Below are 21,673 nucleotides of genomic sequence, written 5' to 3' on the forward strand. Positions count from 1 at the left end.
AACCGACAGCGCCCTTGATTTGTTGTTGCTTCAGGCCTCTCCTTCTTCAAACCCGAATAACGCTTGAGGCGCTTCCACTAACAACGAATGCATTAGCGGCGCTGAACATTCCAGTGCTTGCAGTTGTTCGATCACCGTACCGAAACCGACGCTGTCTTCATGTTGTGTATGAGGCCAATCGCTGCCCCACACCAATCGGCGTCGGCCGAAGCTCTGCTCCAGCAGCCGTAATGCCGCCCTGGCGAATCCAAGATTCCGTTGGGGTGTACCGGCCAAACGATAGATGCCGGACACCTTCATCCAGATCTGCCCGCTCTGCCCCAACTCCAGCAGCTCGTCAAATCCTGGCTGGTCGATGCCGGAACGAGCGTCCGGACGACCGAAATGATCGATCACGAGCTTGATGCCGAACGGGATCAGTTGACGAATCAGCTGCGGTAAATCCTCCACATGACGATGCAACTCGACATGCCAGCCCAGTTCAGCGAGATGGCCAAATAAATCTCGCCAGTCTGAGTCGTGAAAGTCAGGTAACGCTTTACCCATCAGGTTCAAACGAACGCCAACCACACCCACTCGAGCCATGTAGTTCAACAGGTCTCGACTGACCTCTCGCTCCAGCACCACCACTCCTCGCAACTGCGCTGGCGCCTGTTGTAGCGCCGCCAGCAGATAACCGTTGTCGGTGCCGAGAAAGCTTGGTTGCACCAACACGCCATGACTCAAGCCATGGGCTTGCAAGTGCTTTAAATACTCCCCAAGCGTGGCGTCAAACGCAGGGGTATAGCGCCGCACAGAGGCCAGGTTCAGTGCGCGGCTGAACACATGAGCGTGGGAATCGATGCCGGAAATCGGCGCAGAACAGGTTTCAGACATGGATTTCATCTATCGAAAGTAATGATCATCAGGCCCGGGCACTCTCGTTGCCATTGACCGTGACGGGCGCTGCCGTGTTCGTGGCTTCAAGGCTGCGACCACGGGTTTCCGGCAGACAAAGGGCCGCGATCACCGCCACGCCATAAGCGATCCCGGCATCGATGCCTATCGCCGAACCCAAGGACATGGAGTCGCTCATATGGCCAACCAGGAACGGGAATACCGCCGAGAGCACTCGGCCAAAGTTGTAGCAAAACCCCACACCGGCGCCACGAACGTCCGCCGGATACAACTCGTTGAACAGCGCACCAAGGCTCGCCGGAATGCCCGCCGCGAAGAAGCCGAGCGGGAAACCGAGAAACAGCATCTGCGTGTTGGTCAGCGGCAGAAACACATAGCACTGCACGGTGACGACACAGCACAGCGCGAACAGCACGATGTTTTTGCGACGGCCAATACGGTCGATCAAGGAGCCGCTGACCACACACCCACACCAGAAAGCAAAGATGATTACCGCCAGTTAGCCGCCGGAATTCAGCACGGACAGATTGCGTTCGGTTTTGAGGAACGTTGGCAACCAGGTCATCACCGCGTGGTAACCGCCGTGGGCGCCCAGGCCTAACAGCCCGCCAAACAGCGTTACACGCAGCAGCTCCGGGCGGAAGATGCCGGCAAGGGATTTGAAGAAGCTTTGCGGGATGGCTTTTTCTTTTTGCAGACGCTGGAAGCTGTCGGGTTCCTCAACATTGCGTCGCACCCAGATGATCAGGAACGACGGCAGCAAGCCGACGATAAACATCACCCGCCAGGCCATGTCCTGCGGCACGAGGGAATAAATCAGCGCGAACACCCCGACCGCCAGGCCCCAACCCACGGCCCAGGCGCTTTGCACTGTGCCCATGACCTTGCCACGGTATTTCGGGTTGATGGTTTCGGCCATCAGCACCGCCCCTGCGGCCCACTCACCGCCAATGCCAAAACCTTGCAGCGCCTTGACGATCAGCAGTTGGTGGAAGCCAGTGACGAACGCGGAGAGAAAGGTGAAGAACGAGAACCACAAAATCATCCACTGAAGTGTGCGCACCCGGCCGTAGCGGTCGGACAACGTCCCCCCTACCCAACCGCCGATTGCCGATTGCCGATTGCCGAGGTAACCAGCGTGACGCCACTGACCAACCCCGCATCGCCCTTGGTCAAGGCGAACGCAGCGATCAACGCCGGAATTGCCAGGCCGAACATTTGTACTTCCAATGCATCGAGCGACCATCCGCCGAAACAGGCCCAAAACGTTTTGCGCTCCCGAGGAGTGACTTGGCGATACCAGCTGAACATGATTCTTATCCTTATAAGTGGAACATGAGGCAGCCGAGAGCGAACCGCACCGCTACAGGGCCAGTTTTGAAAACACATCGATTTGAAATCAGAGGCGAGCGGCTCGCCCCTTTTGCAGTTGTGGGGCGTTAGCGAATATCCACGCTGTAACGGAAGTGCTCAGCGTGCCCTCGTGAGCGACGCCATTCCAATGGCTGACCGGCGTAGTCGCGCGCCAGACGCTCGATCACCACCACCGGGCTATGGACCGGTACCTGCAGCAACCGCGCATGTACGTCATTCACCGATTCGGCGGTCAGGGTTTCTTCGGCATAGGCGATCACCTGGCCGCACACTTCTTCGTAAATCGGATACAGCAATGGCCCCTTGCTGCTCAGGTCGATATCCAGCAACGCCTGGAAACGACTGCGCGGCAGCCAGATTTCTTCGGCCAGCACCGGTTTAACGTCGAGCAGACGCAGGCGGACAATGCGAATTACCGGGGCATCGAGCGGCAGCCTCAACGCCTCGGCTACCGCCGACGGTGCGGTCACCGGCTCGATGGACAGGATGCGACTCTCCGGCACCAGACGTTCGCCGGCAGCGGTTTGAAAACGGAAGAACCGGAACAGTGACGACTGAAACTGTGGCCGACGAATGAAAGTGCCGCGTCCTTGTTGACGTTCAAGAATACCCTCGCTGACCAACGCGTCGACCGCTTTGCGCACGGTACCGGTGGACAATTGGTATTCCGCCGAAAACGCGGCTTCGGTAGGAATAGCCTCCCCCGGACGCCAGCGATTATTGGCGATCTGCTCAGCCAAGTGGTCACGCAGGCGTTGGTAAAGCGGTAGCCGAACATCACTGGAAAGAGAACTCATCGACTTTATTCACCTTGTCATCTAGTCATCTATATGAATATGGGGCAAGTATTTCCCCCCTTGCAGGCTGGCTGTCAAGAAGGGGTAGAGCATCTTACTGACGAATGGCGCGTCGCCACCGAGTCAAGCACGCAGGCGATCACCAGACTCGATTAAAACCTGCAAGCCCCTCTCAAGATGAGACCTCCTGCCTCGACCGAGCCCCCTTGTCAGGAGCGCTCAAGGGGCTTACCCCTCCGATGGCGGGTCAAGATTATCGCCAAGGCATTCGATCCACATATCGAGCATCTCGTGTAATGCGATAACGCTCTCCGGACCGAGGCGCTCATTGAGTGCCTGTTGCGCCAGTTTCCACGCATGCTGACCTTCGGCGCGCTTCGCGCACCCTGCCTCGGTTACCTCGACAAGACGGCTGCGGGCATCGTCTCCCGCGCCAATCTTCAGCCAGCCGTGTGCCACAAGCGACTGCATGTTGCGCGTCAGCGTCGAAGCTTCCATTTGCATGCGCCTGGCGAGATCGCCCGGACGGATAGGCCCCAGCTTCACGACATGTGATAGCAGCGAATACTGCGTGTTCTTCAGCCCCGTCTCGCCGACGTAACGGTCGTAGTGACGCGTCACCATGCGATTGAGCTGGCGAAGCTTCAGATTGGTACATCCCTGCGGCTTGATGGCGTTCTTCATGTGATTTATTGTATCTACAATATTTGTATATGCAATTATCTATGACATAGGCGCTATCGATAAGCGCTCTTGAGACACTCTGACAAAAAGGACGACCATGGACCTCTACTACCTTGATGACCTCGTGCCTGGACAGCGATTTGGCGGGAATGCACGGGTACGCATTGAGAATGAACGGATCAAGTCGTTTGCCTCCGAGTTCGATCCCCAGTCATTTCACCTGGACGAGGGCGCTGCGAGCGCCTCGATCTTCCGAAGCCTGGCCGCGAGCGGTTGGCATACCGCCGCAGTCACGATGCGGTTGCTCGTGGACAGCGATTTCAAGCCTGCTGGCGGTATCGTCGGCGCTGGTATCGATGAATTGCGCTGGCCGCTTCCAGTACGTCACGGTGATGAATTGCGCGTGGAAAGCGAAGTGTTGGAGGTGCGGCCGTCGAAATCGAGGCCGGAGCAAGGGCTGGTCAAGCTACGCGCGACGACGCTGAACCAAGACGGGGCAATCGTCCAGATTTCCGTTAGCAACCTCGTGGTTCCGCGCTACGTGAAGCAGGAGAGCTGATCGGCACAGAGACGACAGACTTTGACAACATCATCCTGGCTTAATCAATGGAGCAAAGTATGAAATACACATCGTTTGGCAGGACTGGCCTGAGGGTTTCACAGGTCGCCCTCGGCACGGGAAACTTTGGCACTGGCTGGGGTTATGGTGCCGATCCCGATGCCAGCAAGGCGGTCTTCAACGCCTATGCCGAGGCCGGCGGCAACTTCATCGATACAGCAGATATCTATCAGTTCGGACAATCCGAAGAGTTCCTCGGTACCCTGCTCGAAGGGCGGCGCGAAAACTTCGTGCTCGCGACCAAATTCACCAACGGTGCAGCCCCCAACGCCGACAGACTGGTCACCGGAAATAGCCGCAAGGCCATGGTTGCTTCAGTAGAGGCGAGCCTCAAGCGGCTCAAGACGGATCGGATCGACATCTACTGGGCGCATCATCCCGATGGCGTCACACCAGCCGAGGAAATAGTCCGCGGTTTCGAGGACCTGGCACGCGCCGGCAAGATTCTCTATGCGGGCCTATCGAACTTCTCCGCTTGGCGGCTCGCCCGCGCGGTCACTCTGGCAGAACTCAGTCGTGCGGTCCCCATTGCGGCAGCGCAGTTTGAGCACAGCCTTGTACGTCGCGAACCCGAGGCTGACCTGTTTCCAGCGTCCAACGCACTCGGGTTGGGTGTCGTCACTTGGTCGCCGCTGGGCGGAGGGATGCTGACCGGCAAGTATCGCGAGGGCGAAAAGGGGCGTGCCGAAGGCTTCGGTGGCCGAGTGTTTCAACCCGAGAACTCGGCACAGCGCACACAGATACTCGACACCGTACTCGCCGTCGCAGGCGAACTTGGCGTCAGCGCAGGCCAGGTCGCCATTGCATGGGCCGGCACGCACGGAGCAGTTCCGATCCTCGGACCGCGTTCCCTAATCCAGCTCACCGACAACCTCGGCGCTCTGTCGCTTGAGCTTTCGGCTGAGCACATCAGTCGGCTTGATACCGTCAGCAGCCTCGTGCCCTCTGCGCCGGCAAGAAAGCCCGTTCTCTGGGCAGTTGATGATGCTGCTCGGATAGTCGCCTGAACCACGCTGGTAGCGATTAGGACATCCGCACAAGGGAGCAAGCGATGAATAGATGCACAATGCTCCTGGCAATCGGAACCTTGGAAACATCACGCAAAGCGCGTGCATCCTTCAAGCCGATTTCAGGGTAGGTACCGAGAGAAATACGCGATCGCTTCTCCACCCAAGAAAGCGGAAATGCCAGTATTTGACACCTTTCGGATTGACGAAAAGAGCGAGGCCGTCGTAGTCAGAAAGGTGTAGTCCTTCGCACAGGGTTTGGCGTTTCGGACCGCGGTATCGGTGAGGGCCATTGTACAGTTTCCGTCTCGTATGGATTTTCTTGTTGCTTAGTCAGCTTCCTAATCCTGCAGCTTATGCCCAAGGTCAGTGAAACTGTTGGCCTGCCAGTCCCAGCTCTGGACATCGCCTGCGTCGGGCGCAGGGGCTCCACCATATTCCATGGGGCGATCGATATAAGCCGTCATCAAACCACAGGCTCTGGCCGCCGCAAGGTCGCTGTGGTGGCACGCAACCAGGCACAGTTGCTGTGGCTCCAGGCCTAGCGCTTGTGCAGTGGTGAGATAGGCAACAGGGTCCGGTTTATAGGTTTGTGCAAACTCCGCCCCCAAAAGGGCATCCCACTGCAAACCGTTGTACCGGTTCATTGCGATCATCAATTCCACATTGGCATTCGACAAGGTCACAATTGGAAAGCGCCGGCGCAGTTGGGCCAGACCTTCAGCCACATCGGGCCAAGGGTCCAGGCGGCGCCAGGCATGGGCAAGCTTCCACAATACATCAGAGGCGATCTGGCTGACGTCCAGGCCGTGAGCCCCCAACAACTTCTGCAGCGTCTCGTAGTGCAACGTGTCCAGGACAACGAAACCTCTCTGGCCGCTGACGCACTCGCGCATTGCCGGCAGATACAACTCGCGCCATTGCAAGGCAAAATCCGCAGGGCTGACTGACGGCAGGTACTCAGACAGGAACGTGCTCGTTTCACGCGCAATACTCGAGTGCCAGTCAACAACGGTACCGAAGACGTCAAATGCCAAGGCTTGTGGAAGCGTCATTGGATTACTCCTCAGGTTATTACCGGGAAACCACTGTATTCAGTAACAGCTGGCTTTTCATTTTTGTAGTGTGATGCGGGTTGCACCGATGCAGCCCAGCGGGCAGGCCGCACGCTAGCGGGGTATGCGCACGGTCAGCGCAGTCCATAGCGCCCCAAGCAGCAGCAATACGCCTATGGCCAGAAAGCCAGTTACCAGGTCCCCGGTCGCCTCGGTCAGTTTGCCGATCAGCACCGGTGCGGCGAAGCCTCCGAGGTTACCCACCGATGCAACGATGGCGATGCCAACCGCCGCGGCCGACGGCACCAGCATGCGTGTCGGAATGGTCCAGCTAAGCGGGCACACCGGCAAGGATACCGACATGGGCGATGCTCAGCCCGATCAACAGGCCTGCCACGTTACCCAGTTGGCTGGCAATCACGGCATAGCCAATGGCAGCCAAAGTAAAACAGGCCGCCAGGTGCCAGCGGCGCTCCCGAGTCCTGTCCGAGTGACGACATATCAGCAACATGGCAATCGCGCCGACCAGATTCGGCACGGCCACTAGCAAGCCAATTTCGGCGCTGGACTTGACCCCTGCCTGACTGAACAGAGTGGGCATCCAGAACGACACGCCATAGCCGCCGCACACCAGTAGGAAGTAGATCCAGGCACTGTTCCAACTCCAGAAATTGAGCAAGCCAGCCTTCACGGAAGTCTTCGGCCGTTCCTGGCTACCCAGGCTGATCTTGAGCACCTGGCGCTCCCGCGCGCTGAGCCAGAGGGCCTGGTCGGGACGATCGGTCAGTAGCAGGTAAATGCCCACACCGACCAGCAGGCAAGGCAGCCCCGTCGCGATCATCAGCCACTGCCAACCCGCCAGCCCCGCATAGCCTTCGAGGAATTCCATGATCGCCCCGCAGACGGGTCCGCCAATCACCCCGGAAATGGCAAGCCCGGTCATGAACAGCGCCATCATCCGCCCGCGATGGGAAGGGGGAAACCAGTAGGTCATGAACAGGACCACACCGGGAAAGAATCCGGCCTCGGCGAAGCCGATAAAGAAACGGATCAGGTAGAACTCCAGCGGTGTAGTGACGAAGGCCACGGCGGCCGTGGCCAGACCCCAAGTGAGCATGATAAGCGGTACCCAACGTCGGGCACCGATACGCTCGAGAATCATGTTGCTGGGCACTTCGAAGAAGAAGTAGCCGATGAAGAACATGCCGGCACCCACACCGAAAGCCACATCATCGAGGCCGAGGGCATGACTCATCTGCAGTTTGGCAAAGGAGATGTTGACCCGGTCAATGAAGTTGATCACGTAGGCCAGGAACAGGATGGGTATCAGCCGCCATGCTGCCTTGCGTACAACGGCATCGATCTCAGCAGGCAGGGCACGGGCATTAGGGACGTCGCTACCCGACGCCGCGGTATCGATCTCGCTCATTTCTTATTCTCCGGAGCGCTGCCGACTGGAGCTGACTACGCCCCGGCCCGCCCACCCTCTCTTGTAATGGGCTGAGCCCCGGAGCCAGGTTCGGTTCCGGGGCATGCAAGCAGGTTGCGTCTCTATGCTTCGAGTCGTTTTCAGCTCTTGTAGCTCGGGTCGAGCCGATCCAGCTTGCGCAGCAGCGCGGGCCAGGCGATATCGGGCCCCATGCCGCTGGTGGCGACTTGGAATACCTCGTCGAGCCCCTGACGAATAAAGGGATCGATCTCGATCAGCTTGCCACCGGTCTGAGCGTCGATCTGGATCCGGCAGGCGTTCTCGAAGGTATACATCTTCAGGAAGGCATCCGGCACGCTACGCCCCACCACCAGCAAGCCATGGTTGCGCAGCATCAGGTAGTTCGCATTGCCCAGATCGGCCTGCAGCCGCGGCTTCTCGTCATCACGCAGGGCAACCCCCTCGTAGTCGTGGTAGGCCAGCGAGTTGAGCACGAAGATGGACTGCTGACTGATCGGCAGCACACCGCACTCTTGCGCACTGACACCCACGCCACTGCGCGTATGAGTGTGCAGCACGCAGTGCGCATCTTCGCGCACGGCATGGATGGCGCTATGGATGGTGAACCCGGCCGGCGTCACTGGGAATGGCGAGTCGCTGAGCTTGTTGCACTCGGCATCTACCCGGATCAGGCTGGAAGCCGTGATCTCTTCGAACAACAACCCGTAAGGGTTCAGCAGGAACTGCTGCTTTTCGCCAGGCGCGACGGGCAAGGGCACGCTGATGTGTGTGAACACCAGGTCAGTCCAGCCGTACAGGGCAACCAGCCGGTAGCAGGCCGCCAAGTCCACTCGCAGGCGCCACTCGGCCTCACTGACCTTGTCTTTCACGGATTCGATTTGCATGGTTCTTTCCTTCGCCACTGATCGTTCAACCCTGTTGTTCGGCCAGATCCATCGCAGCCATGTAAAGGCTCTGCTTGGGCTTGACAAACACTTGGCGCAGCATGGGCGCGAAGAAGTCGAGCGGGAGGATTTCGCCTTCGGGATCGAAGGCGGGATTGTCGTACAGGTCGACGAACTCGCGAGTACGTTCGTAGTACGGATGCTCGGCGAACATCTCCCGCATGTTCCGATCCATGCCGATATAGTGGAAGAAGTTGTTGCCCTGGAACACACCGTGATTCTGGACCATCCAGTGGTTGGCTTCGCTAACGAAGGGTTTGAGGATAGAGGCCGCCACTTCGGGATGGTTGAAGGAACCCAGTGTGTCGCCGAGGTCGTGCAGCAGGGCGCAGACCACATATTCCTCGTCACGGCCGTCGAGATGGGCCAGGGTTGCCGTCTGCAGGCTATGGCTGAGACGATCGATGGGGAAACCGGAGTAGTCGCCATCCAGTAGCTTCAGATGCGCCAAGACCCGATTGGGCAGCTCCTTGGTGAAGTGCTGGAACTCCGCACCGATGATGTCCCAGTCAGCCTGGGTACTCTGGTCCATGCGGGTGAAGGTGGCGTGCTGACTCATGGGGCTGTTCCTCGACGTTAATGCGCCATGCCGGCGCGATGTTGTTGTAGTCGTCGTATCCAGTAGCGGAAGGTCCGCCTGACCGGTAGGCAGGCCAACTCCCGGACGGACGCTGGCGCTCTTGCCGATACACTATTAGCGGCCTATATTCGCGTCTAATGCATTTTTCTCAGGAATCTAATGCGTTGAAGGCATCAATTGACCTGAAGCGTCTACATCATCTGGAGTTGCTGGCCGAGGAATTGAACTTCTCCCGGGCGGCTGACCGCGCACACCTCTCGCAAACAGCCTTCAGCCGCAGCATTCAGTCGCTGGAAGCCGAGTTCGGCCTACGCCTGTTCGACCGTGACACGCGTTCAGTGCGACCGACCCCCGCCGGCCGCTACCTGATCGTCAAGGCAAAGATGCTTCTTGGACGCGCGCGCGATCTGGCGGACGAGGTCTACTACCTGTCCCACGCGGAACGCGGAGAATTGAACTTCGGGGCCAGCCTGCTGGCCATGGGCGGACCGCTGCGTCATGCCCTGATCGAACTGAAACGGCATTGTCCTCGCCTCAGGCTGCACATTGAAGCCAGCCAGACGCCCAACCTGCAACTGCACTTGGAACAGGAACACATCGAGTTTTTCGTCGCCTACCCAGGCGAGTTAGAACTGGACGGTCGTTTCGACCTGACCTGGCTGCCGGCCGAGCCCGCCTCCCTCTACTGCCGACCTGAGCATCCACTGCTTCAGCAGGGTACACCCCCGTCACCGACGCAGGTGCCGGGGTATCCCTGGTCCGCCGTGATGCTCGACAAGTCGCTCGCCCCGCGCCTGCGTGCGATGTTCGGCATGAAACCGAATCAGGCGCTGCCGGTGGAACTGTCCTGTGACAACCTGTCGTTGCTGCGCGACCTGACGTTGTGCAGCGACAACATCCTGTTCACCTGGAGCTCCTGGCTCGATGGCGACGACCGTAACGGCGGCCTGGTGAACCTCGGCTCCCTGCTACGTCCCGGACTTTCGCCATCGGACATGAATATCGAGTGCGCCATCGTGCAACTGGCGGGACGCACCCTGTCACCGCCAGCGCGGCGTCTGGTGGACCTGATCCTGACACCGGCCTGATTGGCCGAAGAGACCGGTTGCGCAGGGGCCATTGCAGGCCCGTCGCGACCGGCCACCGGTAGACTCATGTCAACTCCCGGATCTTGCGGCGCAGATTTTTTCCGCCCCCGGCCGGTCCCGTTTCACCACCTGGACAGCAGGCCTACCATTTTCGGCTCACCGACTATGGCGGCCTGCCGCGCGACAACTGGCGAAGAAATGCCGCCGATATTTTTATCGAGAGTCGTCGCTCACTGCCTGTTTTCAGGAAGTAGTTTATCGTCGATCCTCCCTTTAGCGGGACGACTAGACTTGTTCTCATCCAGTCCACTAGCTTGCGGCGATGAGCAACATGGATCGGGGGTGGCAGAAAAAACAGCGCTGATCAGTGACGTATTTCACAAGTGGATGATCGCTCAGCGTCATTTTTTCTGACGGAACGAACATACCCTTGGGCATTCAACTTGACCTACCAATTGCATCGGATTGGCCAACTCGATTCGTGGAACCTACGGGTCTGAGGAGAAGCGATCAAACTCCCTGATAAAAAATCCCCGACTTCTGCCATCGGCTTCAAGTGGGCTCCACACAAGAGAACCCACCTTGAACCCAGGGTTGCAGATGAGCCTCATGCTGACGTAACTCGTGCTCGCGTTGTTGCGCCTGAAACACGCGATGGTAGTGGAAACACCGCGCCCCTTCACGCACGTCAGGCAAGGCAGCACCCGCTCTTCAAGAAAAATTGCAAACTAACTTTTACTTTCAATCCCAAAAACCATTGGGTAGATCCCATGACGTCATTATCCAGGGAATGCGTGTGCCAATTCCCTAGCACTACATAACTTGGTAATAAAGTGCTTCTCAATGCACGTTCAATCCGAGCCCTCATCCATAGATGAGTGACAAACGTGACGTGCTACGTCGCGTGAAGGGAACGATTCAGGATGCAGGCAGCGAGGAGCACAGCCATGCTGTGCAAGATCGATGCTAACAGCAGATGCGAATTCCGTTAGCCATACAGTGCTGACTCAGAGGCCGAGCGAGTTCTTTCCGTATCTAAGCACACAGACACGAGGGGCTTGGACTTGCCTCTTCAAAACCGGACACCAACTCCCCGTTAAATTGATGCCACTGCCAAGCGCCTGAACTCCCTCGGTGAGCGATAGTTCAAGGCGCTATGCGGATGGTGCTCGTTGTAATGTTCGAAGGCAATAGCCACGTTACGCAGCGCCGTTTCTCGATCCGGCTTGGGCATGTGCGCCACGTAGTCACGCTTGATCGTCTTCACGACGCTCTCTGCCATGCCATTACTCTGTGGGCTACGCACCGGTGTGGTCACCGGCTGCAAGCCGATCTGTCGAGCAAACAGACGCGTCTGTTCGGCGGTGTAGGCCGAACCGTTATCGCTGAGCCATTGCACCGGCGTGGTCGGCAGTTGATCACCGGATATCATCGCCACTGTACCCGGTCGGGCTGGCGACCCAGCCGATGGCCTCGCGATCACAACAGTCCAGGGCGAAGGTCACGCTCAGTTTGGCGCCGTCCTCGCAACGGAACTCAAAGCCGTCTGAACACCAACGCGTATCGCTGGTTTTCACCGCAATACGGCCTTCGTGCCGGCTCGGCACGCCGGGTTGTTTGATCCGGCGTTCAAGCAGCAGGTTGTGATCACGCATCACCCGGTAAACCCGCTTCAAGTTGATCGCGGGTAGCAACTGGGTTTCACGGGCGCGACGCAGCAATCCCCAGACTCGACGGTAGCCATAGCTGGGCAGTTCACTGACCTGCTGTTGGATTTCGATCACCAAATCAGCATCGTTCACAGGTCTGCTTCGCCGTACTTTGGGCGATACCGATTGCTTGATTCGAACCGTTAATTGCGAGCGCGTCACACCGAGACATTCGCTGACCAGCTTCACTGGTCGTCCCCCGGCAACAAGGGTGAGTGCGCAATCCATTTTCGCGATCGGGCGATCTCCACGGCCTCTTTGAGGATTTCTGCTTCCATCGTTTTCTTGCCCAGCATCCGTTGCAGTTCACGGATCTGCTTGAGCGCATCGCTCAACTCGGAGGCAGGCACCACGGCTTCGCCTGCACTGACCGCCGACAGGCTGCCGTCCTGATACAGCTTGCGCCACAGGAATAACTGGTTGGCATTGATGCCGTTGCGCCGAGCCACCACCGAAACGCTTTGCCCTGGCTCAAGACTCTCGCGAACCATGGCCAGTTTTTGCTCTGGGCTCCAGCGGCATCGCCGCTCCTGGCCCAAAAGCTCCCCACTCTTATCGTTGCTATTAGTCATAAACATAACCGTTTGCCTATCCCTTATCGTAAGGGGGAAACGGTGTCCTGTCTTTCATGGGGCTCGTTCACAGCCAAACATCCTTCCCTCGATCAGCATATGGGACGGATAGCTGACCCACTAAATTGCAACGGCTGCCGAAGAACAAAGTGCAGTCGCTGACGATATCAACTGCAACATCACCAGTGTTCGAATGGTCACGCAGGTGCTCAATGACAAAGCCGGGGTCAAACCTGCTTCAGGTCGACTCTGCAACTTTCATCGCCGTCTAGGACTCTGGGGGAAATACGCCGGAGGGTTTGCCTCAGCGGCGATAGACGTCGAAGAAGTAGGTCGGCGCCACCCGCTGGAAACCTGTCATGGCTTAAGCTCTTCCAAAAACGTGCCGGTGATTATGATGTCAATCATAATCTTCAGGCTTTGATGATGATCGACATCAATGTATATTGACCGCCTGTTTGTTGTCGTAAACAAAAGGCAGGTGGATATGAAGGTCAGCAAAGCCCAGGTACAAGTGAATCGGGCGCAAATTGTCGCAACGGCCTCTCTCCTGTTTCGTGAGCGTGGCTATGACGGCGAGGGGGTGGTGAATCTGATGGCGGCGGCCGGCTTCACACATGGAGGGTTCTACAAGCACTTCCGCTCCAAGGCCGACCTGATAGCTGAAGCAACAGCGATCGGGCTTGCGCAGACCCAGGCCAATAGCGAAGTCCTCGACATCAACGAGTTCTTAGATTTTTATGTGTCACGAGATCACCGTGATGCCCGGAGTGTCGGTTGTACAATGGCAGCCCTTTGCGGGGACGCTGCGCGTCAACCTGAGGAGATCAAGGCGAAGTTTGCTGGCGGGCTCGAAAGCATGCTGGCTGCCCTTGAGCGTGAGGGCGCAACCCTGGCCGTGGCGGATCAGCACAACTTACGAGCAAAGATGAATGACATGCAGGCCCATGCGATCGGTGCGGTCGTATTGGCGTGCCTGTCTGGATGACTCCGCCCTGGCGGATGAGATTCTGGAGGTATGCCGCGCGGAAATTATCGCGCCCCTCTTGCCGTCGGTGACCATCTAGCTGTCCGAGGTATTCAGGCTTATTAAGTCAACGCCGTGCGCGACGAGGTCCTGACCTATCCGCCTGGCATGAAGGCGTTAAAAATCAAAGGTAGATATTTTACGTAAAGTTAAATGGAATGACCTCATCGAGTAAAAAATCCGAATAACACAGGCACTACCAGCAGTTTTCAGCAGGTAGGCGATGTAGAGATGTTTCGCGGGAGGCCGATCCATAAGGAATGGAGATCCGTTCGCACATGTCTTCAAACAACTTTAACCCGCAGGCTAAAATCTTCTATCGACCCATCGACGCAGCATTGCGTTGGTGCAACCTCATTCGTTACGAAGCGCAGGTCCTGCAGGCTGCTGGGTCCAGCCCGGAGAAGCTCAGGATCCTGTTTCCCCAGTGGCCTTGCCTGCACGCCAATACCGAAAAAATCTATGATGCCGTCCGCCATGGCGAATTACCGTATGGTTATCTCGGTATCTCGGTACCCTTGGGCACTCCCGTGGAGCCTACTTTGTTGACGGTACGACATTCTGATTTGCGTTATTGGATGCAGATCCACTATCCCGATCAGCGGCCCGTTTTTTTGTTCTCGTCAGTCGATGACACTCAGGACAACATCAGCCTGGGTGTTTACTTTGCACTCCAGGCCGAGCGTGATGCCCTCCTTCGAGAGCGCGATGCTCTAAAACGTCAGCTCCAAGATGTCGAAGCTGACCTTCAGGCACTAGGACTTGAACAGGAAAGCCTTAAAACGCTGGTAAAAACGCAGGGACAGCTCAGCGATCGTAGTGAACACACCTACCTGCAGATCATCGGTGCCTTGATCAACACCGTCTTGGACGTGTCGCCCGCAGGTAAACCTCTTTCCGTGTTCAAGAGTCAAGCCGCAATCGTCGATGCTTTGACCGCGCGCCACAATGACATTTCCGGTCTCAGCAAACGAACGCTAGATAAAAAATTCGCGGCAGCCAATCGCGCTCTAAAAAAAACCACCTAAACCAAATCATTGCACTGCAACCCACCGGCTTGCGGTGCAATGACTCTCTCCCATTTCTGCTATTCACTTCAGGTCACTTCCCACCACGCGCCAATCGGCGCCAGGAGTGACCAGCATGTCCAGCCAATCCTCACTCATAGTTGAAGTGCCACAACCTCAAATCGAACGTCACATCATGCGGCGCGACGAGGTGGAGCGAAAAACTGGCTTCAAACGCGCGCACATCTACAACCTGATGAAGGAAGGTAAATTCCCTCAGGCCAAGCGCATCGGTCTGCGCGCGGTCGGTTGGGACTCACTGGAAATTGAGCAGTGGGTCGCTGAGCGCTTAGGCCAGCAGGTCTGATGTGATGCGCGTGGTATCGGTGGTTTCCACTAAAGGTGGGGTAGGCAAAACCACAGTTGCGGCCAATCTCGGTGGACTGCTGGCGGATGTTGGTCTACGCGTCCTGCTGCTCGATCTAGATAGCCAACCCACCCTCTCCAGCTATTACGCCTTGAGTCAGAAAGCTGTTGCTGGTGCATACCAGCTCATTGCACTCAACTTAACAGCGCCTGCGCAGATTGTTTCCAGGACAGTGATTGCGGGGCTCGACCTGATCATCTCCAACGACGATCAAGGCCAGCTGAGTTCATTGCTGCTTCACGCCCCTGACGGGCGATTACGGCTGCGCAATTTGCTCGACAGTTTCCGCCCCCGTTATGACCTGCTTTTGATCGACACCCAAGGCGCACGTAGTGTGATGCTTGAGATGGCCATCCTTGCCTCCGATCTCGCCCTTTCTCCCATCACGCCGGAAATGCTCGCCGCCCGCGAACTGCGCCGCGGCACTTTGAAGCTGTTCAGTGAGCTCGAACCATTCCGTCACCTAGGCATTACACCACCACCGTTGCGACTGCTGCTAAACCAGGTGAACGCCATTCGAATAGACACCCGAATGATCATCCGTGGCCTGCGCGAGACCTTCGCTGGGGCTACCAACATCTCAGTTCTAGACACCGTAATTCCAAACCGAGTGGCGTATCTCAATGCCGCCTCCCTTGGTCTGCCGGTCCACCGAATCGAGGCCCATCGGTCACGCGAACGACGCTCGCCATCAGCGCTGGAAACCATGCAAGCGCTGTCCATCGAACTGTTTCCGGAATGGCGCGAAGCGATCTCGACGGTGAGCAGATACGCGGAGGTTCGATGAGACGAATCGATAAGCCCACATTTCTCGCCAAGTCATTTTGTTTACTCGACCTTGAAGCCAACAGTGTTTGGCAAGGAGTCTTTTGATGTTGGATCAGTTTCCCATCATCGTTCAGCCATCCATTCGACCACTCCACCCACCTTGCGAGGAGTACTGCACCGTGGTCTTCCGTCTGCAGGGTGGGCGCTCGGCCATGGGGTGGTTCCTCGCAGAACTGTCCCAACATTTCGAAAGCTCGGGGACCGCCAAGATCGTCAAGTTCGAAGTCGGTGACCATTTGTGTAACCGGCGTTGACTGAGGTAGTTCCGATGAAGAAGCTCAGTCAGGAGGAGATCACCGACCAGTTGCTGAAGGAGCACTTCCCTAGTGGTCCAGAACTGGAGCGGCTGTCCGATCCACTTACCGATACGCCCATGCTGGTCACTCTGGAGCAGTTGCGGCCCTACGAACACAACCCGCGCTTCATCCGAAATCCGCTTTACGATGATATCAAAGCCTCGATCCGTGAGCGCGGGCTGGATCAACCACCGCCGATTACCCGCCGCCCGGGTGAAACCTGTTTCATTATCCGCAACGGCGGTAATACGCGATTGGCGATTCTCGGCGAGCTGTGGCAGGAAACTCGTGACGAGCGCTTCTTCCGCATTCATTGCTTGTTCCGACCGTGGACCAATGAACTCAGCGTCCTGCTCGGCCATCTGGCCGAAAGCGATCTGCACGGCCAACTCACCTTCATCGAGCGTGCGCTAGCGGTAGCCAAACTCAAAACCATGCTCGAACCAGAGGGAATTGTGCTCTCGCAACGTGAGCTGGCACGACGTCTTGCCGCGGGAGGCTATCCAATTTCGCAGTCACACATCAGCCGGATGCTGGACACCCTCGAACACTTACTGCCCGCCATTCCACAAACCCTGTATGCCGGCTTGGGGAAGCCCCAGATCGAACGCCTGATCGCTCTGCGTAGTCAGGCAGAGCGAACCTGGAACCGTTATCCAACCGCGCCCCTCATGTTCGCCGAGTTTTGGCTCGAGACCCTGAGCTACTTCGATACCGAACCGGAGTCCTTCGATCTTGAGAAAATCCAGGATGAAATGCTCGAACGCATGAGCCGCTTCCTCGGACAGTCCTACCGTATGTTGGCCCTGGAGCTGAGCGATACCCAACGGGTCATCTCGATGCCTGGCGATGTCGTCGTCACGCCCTCAGAGAACAAGCATCTGTCGAGTGTTGATGGAGCTGCGGCGGGACCTACCACCTCCAAGTCCCATCCAACATCAACCGGGACCGGGCTCCAGACCAAAACAGCACGAGAGGAGCTGCTCACACCACCCGAAACAAATGTCGTATCAGCAGTCAGCCCTCCGTCACGTGTCCAACAGATTCGCGAACAGATTGATCGCGACACTGCTACTGAAGTAACAGCAACCGTTGACACCTGCTCGATCGACGACATCTGGATCATCGCACCAACACTGGATACCCCCGAACAACTGCGTTTAGCCATTGCCGGACTGGTACGGGAAATGGCGGTCTATACCGGACACCCCGAAAGCATCATCGATCAGAAGTATGGCTTGGGCTTCACCTTGAACATCGAGCAACTTGATCTTACAGCGCCTCGTGCGACCGGCGTTCATCTACTGCTCCTGGCCCTGTTGCGCGCTCAAGACGACGTGAACTGGGAGGATCGCAAGCAACTCCCTTCAGCCCTGTTCGGTCAGTTGTTGCTGGGGATCTATCAACTCCCTCTGGCAGATCGTCCCGCCGTGGATGTGGGATTGGAGCGACTACCCGACAATCTGTTAATCAAACTCTTTCGCCTGATCCGCCTGGCCCGCCGCCTGATCGACTTAACGCTTACCCCTGCAGACAACACAACGAGGGAACTGCCATGAGCCTGTCCTTCAATGTACTCAACCAAGCCATGCTGACCCAGGTGCTGCATGAGCTGCGCCTGGGTAATCTGCAACGCTGTAAGGCACTCGGACTGGGCGAGGACGACATCTACCTGTTGCAATCCTTACCACCCACCACACTGTCACGCCTTGCCCATGCCACCGTCCCCTGGGTTGAGGTCAAGATTGACTCGCCGGTGCTGCATCGGTTGATCGAACAAGCCGAACGCGACGAGCAGAACGAGCGCTTGATCAACCGAGCGCTCAAGCTCGGCGCCAGCAGCACCATCATGTATCAGTGCTTCGGTTTGGCACATTCGGAAACCGCCTTGCGCCGACGTCTGCTCAAGATAGAAACCCGTAAGGGCCGCCCTCAGCATTTAAGCGAAGCGCAGGAACATGCGCTCTGGCAGCGATGGTGCCAGTTACGAGATCAGGATGGTGCCGAGGATCAGCTCGACGCCATGATGATGCTAGCGGAGGAGCAAAAAATCAGCTTGACCATCGTTTGGCAGCAGATCGACCAGTACAGCAACGGAACATGAACACCGCCCCTTCCAGTCGCTGGCAGCGTGTCCTGCAGCAATGCACCCAGCAGTTGAGTGAACGCTGGCCCTCGCGTCCTACCACTGAGCAACCCTCCAACCAGGCGCTGCAGGCTGGCTTTATATTCAGTGGCCAGTCACACGAAGTCGTGCCGCGTCGGCTGCTGTTGGATAATCGCCTGACGCCATTGGAACGTAATGCCTGGCAGGTGTTTCGACTCATGCTGCAAGGCCAGGCCGTGGTCACGCCGCACTATGAGGATTTGCAGCCTTACCTGTCGAGTGTGCCCTACGGTGCATCAGCTTCCCGTGAAAGCATCGCTCGCGTCTTGATGATGCTCAGACTTACTCGCTGGCTCAGCTTGGTGAGTCGCGGCCGCGATCAGCTCAGCGGACGTCATCAAGGTTCACTGTATGTTCTGCACGATGAGCCGTTAACCCCCGCCGAAGCCATGGAACTGGATCAGGATTACCTGGAGCTGGTCGGACATGCCCTCGCTCATGCCACCAAGGCGGTGCGTATTGTCGCCCATCACGTTGTGGAAGAAGTCCGCCAGGACACGAATATCGATCAGGATCGGTTACCGACGCGGCTCGACAGTTGGGGCGAACATTGGACGCAGCAAGGATTGGATCAAGCAATCGATGAGGCGTTACACGATTCCGAACTGGGAGAAGATCACCACGTTCGGAATCGTGCAGGTCCTCGTTCGGAATCCGAACCGGGCCTGAACGCCAGCATTTCCAGCACCGTTCGGAATCCGAACGCCGCCTGTACTGTATTAAAAGAAAGTATTTGTACTGTACCGCGCGCGACCCCAGCGGTGGATAACCTGCACTGGCCCGATCCGCTGCTCCTGAGCCCAAGCGAGCGTCAGGCTGTCGCCGTGGCGCTGAACAAGCTCAAACCAGCGGATCGGCAGGCGGTGCTCAACGAAGCGGGGGCACGCTGTACGGCAGGAAGCGTCCGCAAGCCAGCGGCCTATCTGATGGGCCTGATCCAGCGTGCGCTGAAAGGCGACTTTCGTCCTTGGGCAGGTCAGGCCGAACCGTCACCCACTGCAGAACCGCCCCCACCAGCACCGTCGCGCCTGCCCCGACAACAGGGCGAACCCGCTTCCGCACTCGCCCAAGCGTGCTTGAATGAGCTGCGCCAATTGCGTGGCAAACGGCCTGGACCTCAGTAGATTTGATGCCACTGGCATCAAATCTACTGAGGTCTACTGTGCGACCGCAACGGGCCGAATCAGCGCAATCCGGACGATACGGCCATCTCCATCCAAGGCAATGATGCCACTGGCATCACTCGCGAACGTCTGCGCAATCAATCCTCTCACACCAAACCGAACAGACGGCATTCAGCTTTTTGGCTGCCCTTGCCCCTCATCTGTCGCAACGTTTCCGTCCAAGCTAATGCGAGGACAACACCGTGGCCGATCACTATCAACTCAACCTGGGTTCATTGCGCAGCAGCATCACCCTGACCCTACACACTCACCACGCCGCCCGGATCTGGCAAGGTCGAGCCGCACGCGAAGGCGTCCACTCGATCATGGGTATGGCCGGCTACATCAGTGTCACCAACCTGATCAAACAAACCGCAGCCCAGGACGATCCCTATGCTGACTGGGCCATCGTGCAACTCGAAGAAAAACTGATGCAAGCCAAAGCTGGGATGCTGGAACTGACCCAACAGCTGGATCGAATCAGACAGGACCTGCCGACACAGATCGACATGAGCGACAACCTCAATATCCACCCCGTCACTTTGCCGTTGTACATCGGCAGCCAGCTGGGTTTTCTTGCGGTCTACCTGTTGACCGACTACGACACCCTGGTGCGTCGTACGCTATTGGCCCATCACACCGCCCTGATTGGCCGCGTCGACATGGAAGCTTGGATCGACGACGGCGCCCATCTGCTGCGCAGCCTGTTCGGCCAGGCCCAGCGCTATCGGCATGCCGGCGTTACCCGTGATGACATGGCGGCGAACAATGCCCGTGCCATAGCGGCCATCGAGAAAATGGGTTTTCCCCCGATGGACATTCTTGAGGGACATCGCCGCTCCCAGTTCGCGCCGCCAATCATTCGTCGTGGTGCGGTGGCAGTGGATGACGCTGACGCGTTGGCAGAGGAAACGGGAGCCCCATCTGCAACAGTGGATAAGCCGGAGGACGAAGCATGAATCACCTGACCTCGGCTCAACCAGTGCCCTTCGAAGCGTTGACACCGGATGCCTATCGACAGCTCGAACACGCAGCCTCTCTAAAAGGCCTTTTAAAGCCCTTTAAGGGTAAGGGGGAGTTGGAACACCTGGCGCAGGTGGCGAGGGAAATCGAGGCGCAGTTAAGTCACCTGATGGAGGCTGTGGTGCAGCAGGCCGGACAACCTCCTTACTCACTGCTGGATATTCGATTGGTGCTGCAGAACACCAGCGCTGGCAGCACCTTTTTGCGTTGGCGCACCCGTGATTTTGCCCGTATGGGGGTTGCGGTCTGGGAACGCCAGGTCTCCAACAAAGCCCTGCCGCAGGCCGTACGCGAGGGATTGCAACGTTTCGAATGCGAGCGCATTGCACTGAACTTGCAGATGAGCGTGGTGCATTCGCTCTACCGCCAGGCCTCAACCTGCGCGATCAAAATGGCCAGTGCCGAACGGTTACTGTGCCAACTCACCACCGCAGTGGAGCTATCACGATGAGTACTTTTTTTGTCGGCGAAGGCAATATAGGCAGTGCGCCAGAGTTTCAAGAGTTTCCATCAGGCAATGACGAGCCACGACGCTTGCTGCGGCTGAATGTTTACTTCGACAACCCCGTGCCACGCGAAGGCAGCTATGAAGATCGAGGCGGCTATTGGGCGCCGGTTGAGCTCTGGCACCGCGATGCTGAACACTGGAGCACGCTGTACCAGAAAGGCATGCGCGTGTTGGTCGAAGGCCGCACCGTGCGCGATGAGTGGGAGGACAGCGAAGACAATGCGCGGGTGACCTTCAAGATCGAGGCCCGTCGAATCGGCATCCTACCTCACCGGGTGCACAGTGTGGTCATGCGGGAACGCTCCAGTGAACCGGCGGCATCTGCGACGCACGTCGGGCAAAACACTGAGCAAGCCAGTTCAGCTACGTCCAAACCCAGAAAGCGCAGAGGACAGGCATCTACGAACTGACTTCGGGCATAAAAATTGCGCCTTTGCGCGAAGTTGCTGGT

21 protein-coding genes and 3 pseudogenes are annotated in these 21,673 nt (G+C 57.6%); 14 read left to right on the plus strand and 10 right to left on the minus strand.

Translation table 11 applies throughout. The features are described 5' to 3' along the window. Window positions 1-30 precede the first annotated feature (30 nt). From FX984_RS03295 to FX984_RS03310, 4 genes and pseudogenes are all read right to left on the minus strand, one after another. On the minus strand, window positions 31-876 hold the full coding sequence (locus tag FX984_RS03295) for an amidohydrolase family protein (protein ID WP_154905275.1): 846 nt from the start codon (window positions 874-876) through the stop codon (window positions 31-33). Window positions 877-904: 28 nt separating this feature from the next. Further along, a pseudogene (locus tag FX984_RS03300) lies at window positions 905-2,208 on the minus strand (MFS transporter). A 128-nt stretch (window positions 2,209-2,336) separates the two neighbouring features. Beyond that, the gene (locus FX984_RS03305; protein ID WP_154905276.1) at window positions 2,337-3,068 is read right to left on the minus strand and encodes a GntR family transcriptional regulator; all 732 of its coding nucleotides are present in this window, start codon (window positions 3,066-3,068) and stop codon (window positions 2,337-2,339) included. Window positions 3,069-3,296: 228 nt separating this feature from the next. Then, entirely contained in the window at window positions 3,297-3,752 is a 456-nt protein-coding gene (locus FX984_RS03310) for a MarR family winged helix-turn-helix transcriptional regulator (protein WP_154905277.1), read from the minus strand. Window positions 3,753-3,849: 97 nt separating this feature from the next. Here FX984_RS03310 and FX984_RS03315 point away from each other — a divergent pair, with 97 nt between their 5' ends. Together FX984_RS03315 and FX984_RS03320 are read left to right on the plus strand one after the other, a co-directional pair. Continuing rightward, complete coding sequence (locus tag FX984_RS03315; RefSeq protein WP_190329699.1) at window positions 3,850-4,311, plus strand: MaoC family dehydratase; 462 nt, start codon at window positions 3,850-3,852, stop codon at window positions 4,309-4,311. Between the two features lie 59 nt (window positions 4,312-4,370). Further along, entirely contained in the window at window positions 4,371-5,378 is a 1,008-nt protein-coding gene (locus tag FX984_RS03320; protein WP_154905279.1) for an aldo/keto reductase, read from the plus strand. Window positions 5,379-5,719: 341 nt separating this feature from the next. Here the strand turns inward: FX984_RS03320 and FX984_RS03330 are convergent, their stop codons facing one another. The 5 genes from FX984_RS03330 to FX984_RS03350 form a co-directional block, all read right to left on the minus strand. Then, window positions 5,720-6,433, minus strand: coding sequence for a haloacid dehalogenase type II (locus FX984_RS03330; RefSeq protein WP_154905280.1), 714 nt, complete (start codon window positions 6,431-6,433; stop codon window positions 5,720-5,722). A 114-nt stretch (window positions 6,434-6,547) separates the two neighbouring features. Further along, window positions 6,548-6,796 carry an MFS transporter gene (locus tag FX984_RS03335; protein ID WP_154905281.1) on the minus strand — a complete coding sequence of 83 codons (249 nt, stop codon included), beginning with the start codon at window positions 6,794-6,796 and terminating at the stop codon, window positions 6,548-6,550. Next, window positions 6,765-7,862 (minus strand): MFS transporter, encoded by a 1,098-nt coding sequence (locus FX984_RS03340; RefSeq protein WP_154905282.1) that lies wholly within the window; start codon window positions 7,860-7,862, stop codon window positions 6,765-6,767. Before FX984_RS03340 ends, FX984_RS03335 begins: the two co-directional genes overlap by 32 nt. A 140-nt stretch (window positions 7,863-8,002) precedes the next feature. Further along, on the minus strand, window positions 8,003-8,767 hold the full coding sequence (locus FX984_RS03345) for a class II aldolase/adducin family protein (RefSeq protein WP_154905283.1): 765 nt from the start codon (window positions 8,765-8,767) through the stop codon (window positions 8,003-8,005). Between the two features lie 25 nt (window positions 8,768-8,792). Then, window positions 8,793-9,386, minus strand: coding sequence for an HD domain-containing protein (locus FX984_RS03350; RefSeq protein ID WP_154905284.1), 594 nt, complete (start codon window positions 9,384-9,386; stop codon window positions 8,793-8,795). Window positions 9,387-9,571: 185 nt separating this feature from the next. Here FX984_RS03350 and FX984_RS03355 point away from each other — a divergent pair, with 185 nt between their 5' ends. Next, window positions 9,572-10,495 (plus strand): LysR family transcriptional regulator, encoded by a 924-nt coding sequence (locus FX984_RS03355; protein ID WP_163909909.1) that lies wholly within the window; start codon window positions 9,572-9,574, stop codon window positions 10,493-10,495. Between the two features lie 1,096 nt (window positions 10,496-11,591). Here FX984_RS03355 and FX984_RS03360 read toward each other — a convergent pair. Beyond that, window positions 11,592-12,776, minus strand: a pseudogene (locus FX984_RS03360) (IS3 family transposase). A 487-nt stretch (window positions 12,777-13,263) separates the two neighbouring features. Between FX984_RS03360 and FX984_RS03365 the strand changes: the two are divergent. From FX984_RS03365 to FX984_RS03410, 11 genes and pseudogenes are all read left to right on the plus strand, one after another. Next, window positions 13,264-13,843: pseudogene (locus tag FX984_RS03365) on the plus strand (TetR/AcrR family transcriptional regulator). 238 nt (window positions 13,844-14,081) lie between these two features. Further along, window positions 14,082-14,831 carry a hypothetical protein gene (locus FX984_RS03370; RefSeq protein ID WP_154905286.1) on the plus strand — a complete coding sequence of 250 codons (750 nt, stop codon included), beginning with the start codon at window positions 14,082-14,084 and terminating at the stop codon, window positions 14,829-14,831. Between the two features lie 115 nt (window positions 14,832-14,946). Beyond that, window positions 14,947-15,177, plus strand: a complete 231-nt coding sequence (locus FX984_RS03375) for an AlpA family transcriptional regulator (RefSeq protein ID WP_154905287.1) — start codon at window positions 14,947-14,949, stop codon at window positions 15,175-15,177. 4 nt (window positions 15,178-15,181) lie between these two features. Then, window positions 15,182-16,024, plus strand: a complete 843-nt coding sequence (locus tag FX984_RS03380; RefSeq protein ID WP_154905288.1) for a ParA family protein — start codon at window positions 15,182-15,184, stop codon at window positions 16,022-16,024. Window positions 16,025-16,109: 85 nt separating this feature from the next. Further along, window positions 16,110-16,319, plus strand: coding sequence for a hypothetical protein (locus FX984_RS32995; protein WP_190329700.1), 210 nt, complete (start codon window positions 16,110-16,112; stop codon window positions 16,317-16,319). A 14-nt stretch (window positions 16,320-16,333) separates the two neighbouring features. Then, window positions 16,334-17,920: a ParB family protein gene (locus tag FX984_RS03385; RefSeq protein WP_154905289.1), complete on the plus strand. Its 1,587-nt coding sequence runs from the start codon at window positions 16,334-16,336 to the stop codon at window positions 17,918-17,920. Further along, window positions 17,917-18,465, plus strand: a complete 549-nt coding sequence (locus FX984_RS03390) for a DUF2857 domain-containing protein (RefSeq protein ID WP_154905290.1) — start codon at window positions 17,917-17,919, stop codon at window positions 18,463-18,465. The genes FX984_RS03385 and FX984_RS03390 overlap by 4 nt, the downstream gene beginning before the upstream one ends. After that, entirely contained in the window at window positions 18,462-19,652 is a 1,191-nt protein-coding gene (locus tag FX984_RS03395; RefSeq protein ID WP_154905291.1) for an STY4528 family pathogenicity island replication protein, read from the plus strand. Before FX984_RS03390 ends, FX984_RS03395 begins: the two co-directional genes overlap by 4 nt. Window positions 19,653-19,894: 242 nt before the next feature. Then, the gene (locus tag FX984_RS03400) at window positions 19,895-20,650 is read left to right on the plus strand and encodes a PFL_4669 family integrating conjugative element protein (RefSeq protein WP_154905292.1); all 756 of its coding nucleotides are present in this window, start codon (window positions 19,895-19,897) and stop codon (window positions 20,648-20,650) included. Continuing rightward, entirely contained in the window at window positions 20,647-21,165 is a 519-nt protein-coding gene (locus FX984_RS03405; RefSeq protein WP_154905293.1) for a DUF3158 family protein, read from the plus strand. Before FX984_RS03400 ends, FX984_RS03405 begins: the two co-directional genes overlap by 4 nt. Continuing rightward, window positions 21,162-21,632 carry a single-stranded DNA-binding protein gene (locus FX984_RS03410; RefSeq protein WP_154905294.1) on the plus strand — a complete coding sequence of 157 codons (471 nt, stop codon included), beginning with the start codon at window positions 21,162-21,164 and terminating at the stop codon, window positions 21,630-21,632. Before FX984_RS03405 ends, FX984_RS03410 begins: the two co-directional genes overlap by 4 nt. Window positions 21,633-21,673: the final 41 nt, after the last annotated feature.

The sequence above is a fragment of the Pseudomonas marginalis genome, assembly GCF_008692035.1.
Taxonomy (GTDB): Bacteria; Pseudomonadota; Gammaproteobacteria; order Pseudomonadales; family Pseudomonadaceae; genus Aquipseudomonas; species Aquipseudomonas marginalis.

Coding starts and splice junctions, on each gene's coding strand:
- FX984_RS03375 (WP_154905287.1), top strand. CDS start 14,947: ATGTCCAGCCAATCCTCACTCATAGTTGAAGTGCCACAACCTCAAATC.
- FX984_RS03295 (WP_154905275.1), bottom strand. CDS start 876: ATGTCTGAAACCTGTTCTGCGCCGATTTCCGGCATCGATTCCCACGCT.
- FX984_RS32995 (WP_190329700.1), top strand. CDS start 16,110: ATGTTGGATCAGTTTCCCATCATCGTTCAGCCATCCATTCGACCACTC.
- FX984_RS03350 (WP_154905284.1), bottom strand. CDS start 9,386: ATGAGTCAGCACGCCACCTTCACCCGCATGGACCAGAGTACCCAGGCT.
- FX984_RS03405 (WP_154905293.1), top strand. CDS start 20,647: ATGAATCACCTGACCTCGGCTCAACCAGTGCCCTTCGAAGCGTTGACA.
- FX984_RS03370 (WP_154905286.1), top strand. CDS start 14,082: ATGTCTTCAAACAACTTTAACCCGCAGGCTAAAATCTTCTATCGACCC.
- FX984_RS03335 (WP_154905281.1), bottom strand. CDS start 6,796: ATGTCGGTATCCTTGCCGGTGTGCCCGCTTAGCTGGACCATTCCGACA.
- FX984_RS03395 (WP_154905291.1), top strand. CDS start 18,462: ATGAACACCGCCCCTTCCAGTCGCTGGCAGCGTGTCCTGCAGCAATGC.
- FX984_RS03380 (WP_154905288.1), top strand. CDS start 15,182: ATGCGCGTGGTATCGGTGGTTTCCACTAAAGGTGGGGTAGGCAAAACC.
- FX984_RS03410 (WP_154905294.1), top strand. CDS start 21,162: ATGAGTACTTTTTTTGTCGGCGAAGGCAATATAGGCAGTGCGCCAGAG.
- FX984_RS03305 (WP_154905276.1), bottom strand. CDS start 3,068: ATGAGTTCTCTTTCCAGTGATGTTCGGCTACCGCTTTACCAACGCCTG.
- FX984_RS03345 (WP_154905283.1), bottom strand. CDS start 8,767: ATGCAAATCGAATCCGTGAAAGACAAGGTCAGTGAGGCCGAGTGGCGC.
- FX984_RS03310 (WP_154905277.1), bottom strand. CDS start 3,752: ATGAAGAACGCCATCAAGCCGCAGGGATGTACCAATCTGAAGCTTCGC.
- FX984_RS03320 (WP_154905279.1), top strand. CDS start 4,371: ATGAAATACACATCGTTTGGCAGGACTGGCCTGAGGGTTTCACAGGTC.
- FX984_RS03315 (WP_190329699.1), top strand. CDS start 3,850: ATGGACCTCTACTACCTTGATGACCTCGTGCCTGGACAGCGATTTGGC.
- FX984_RS03340 (WP_154905282.1), bottom strand. CDS start 7,862: ATGAGCGAGATCGATACCGCGGCGTCGGGTAGCGACGTCCCTAATGCC.
- FX984_RS03385 (WP_154905289.1), top strand. CDS start 16,334: ATGAAGAAGCTCAGTCAGGAGGAGATCACCGACCAGTTGCTGAAGGAG.
- FX984_RS03390 (WP_154905290.1), top strand. CDS start 17,917: ATGAGCCTGTCCTTCAATGTACTCAACCAAGCCATGCTGACCCAGGTG.
- FX984_RS03330 (WP_154905280.1), bottom strand. CDS start 6,433: ATGACGCTTCCACAAGCCTTGGCATTTGACGTCTTCGGTACCGTTGTT.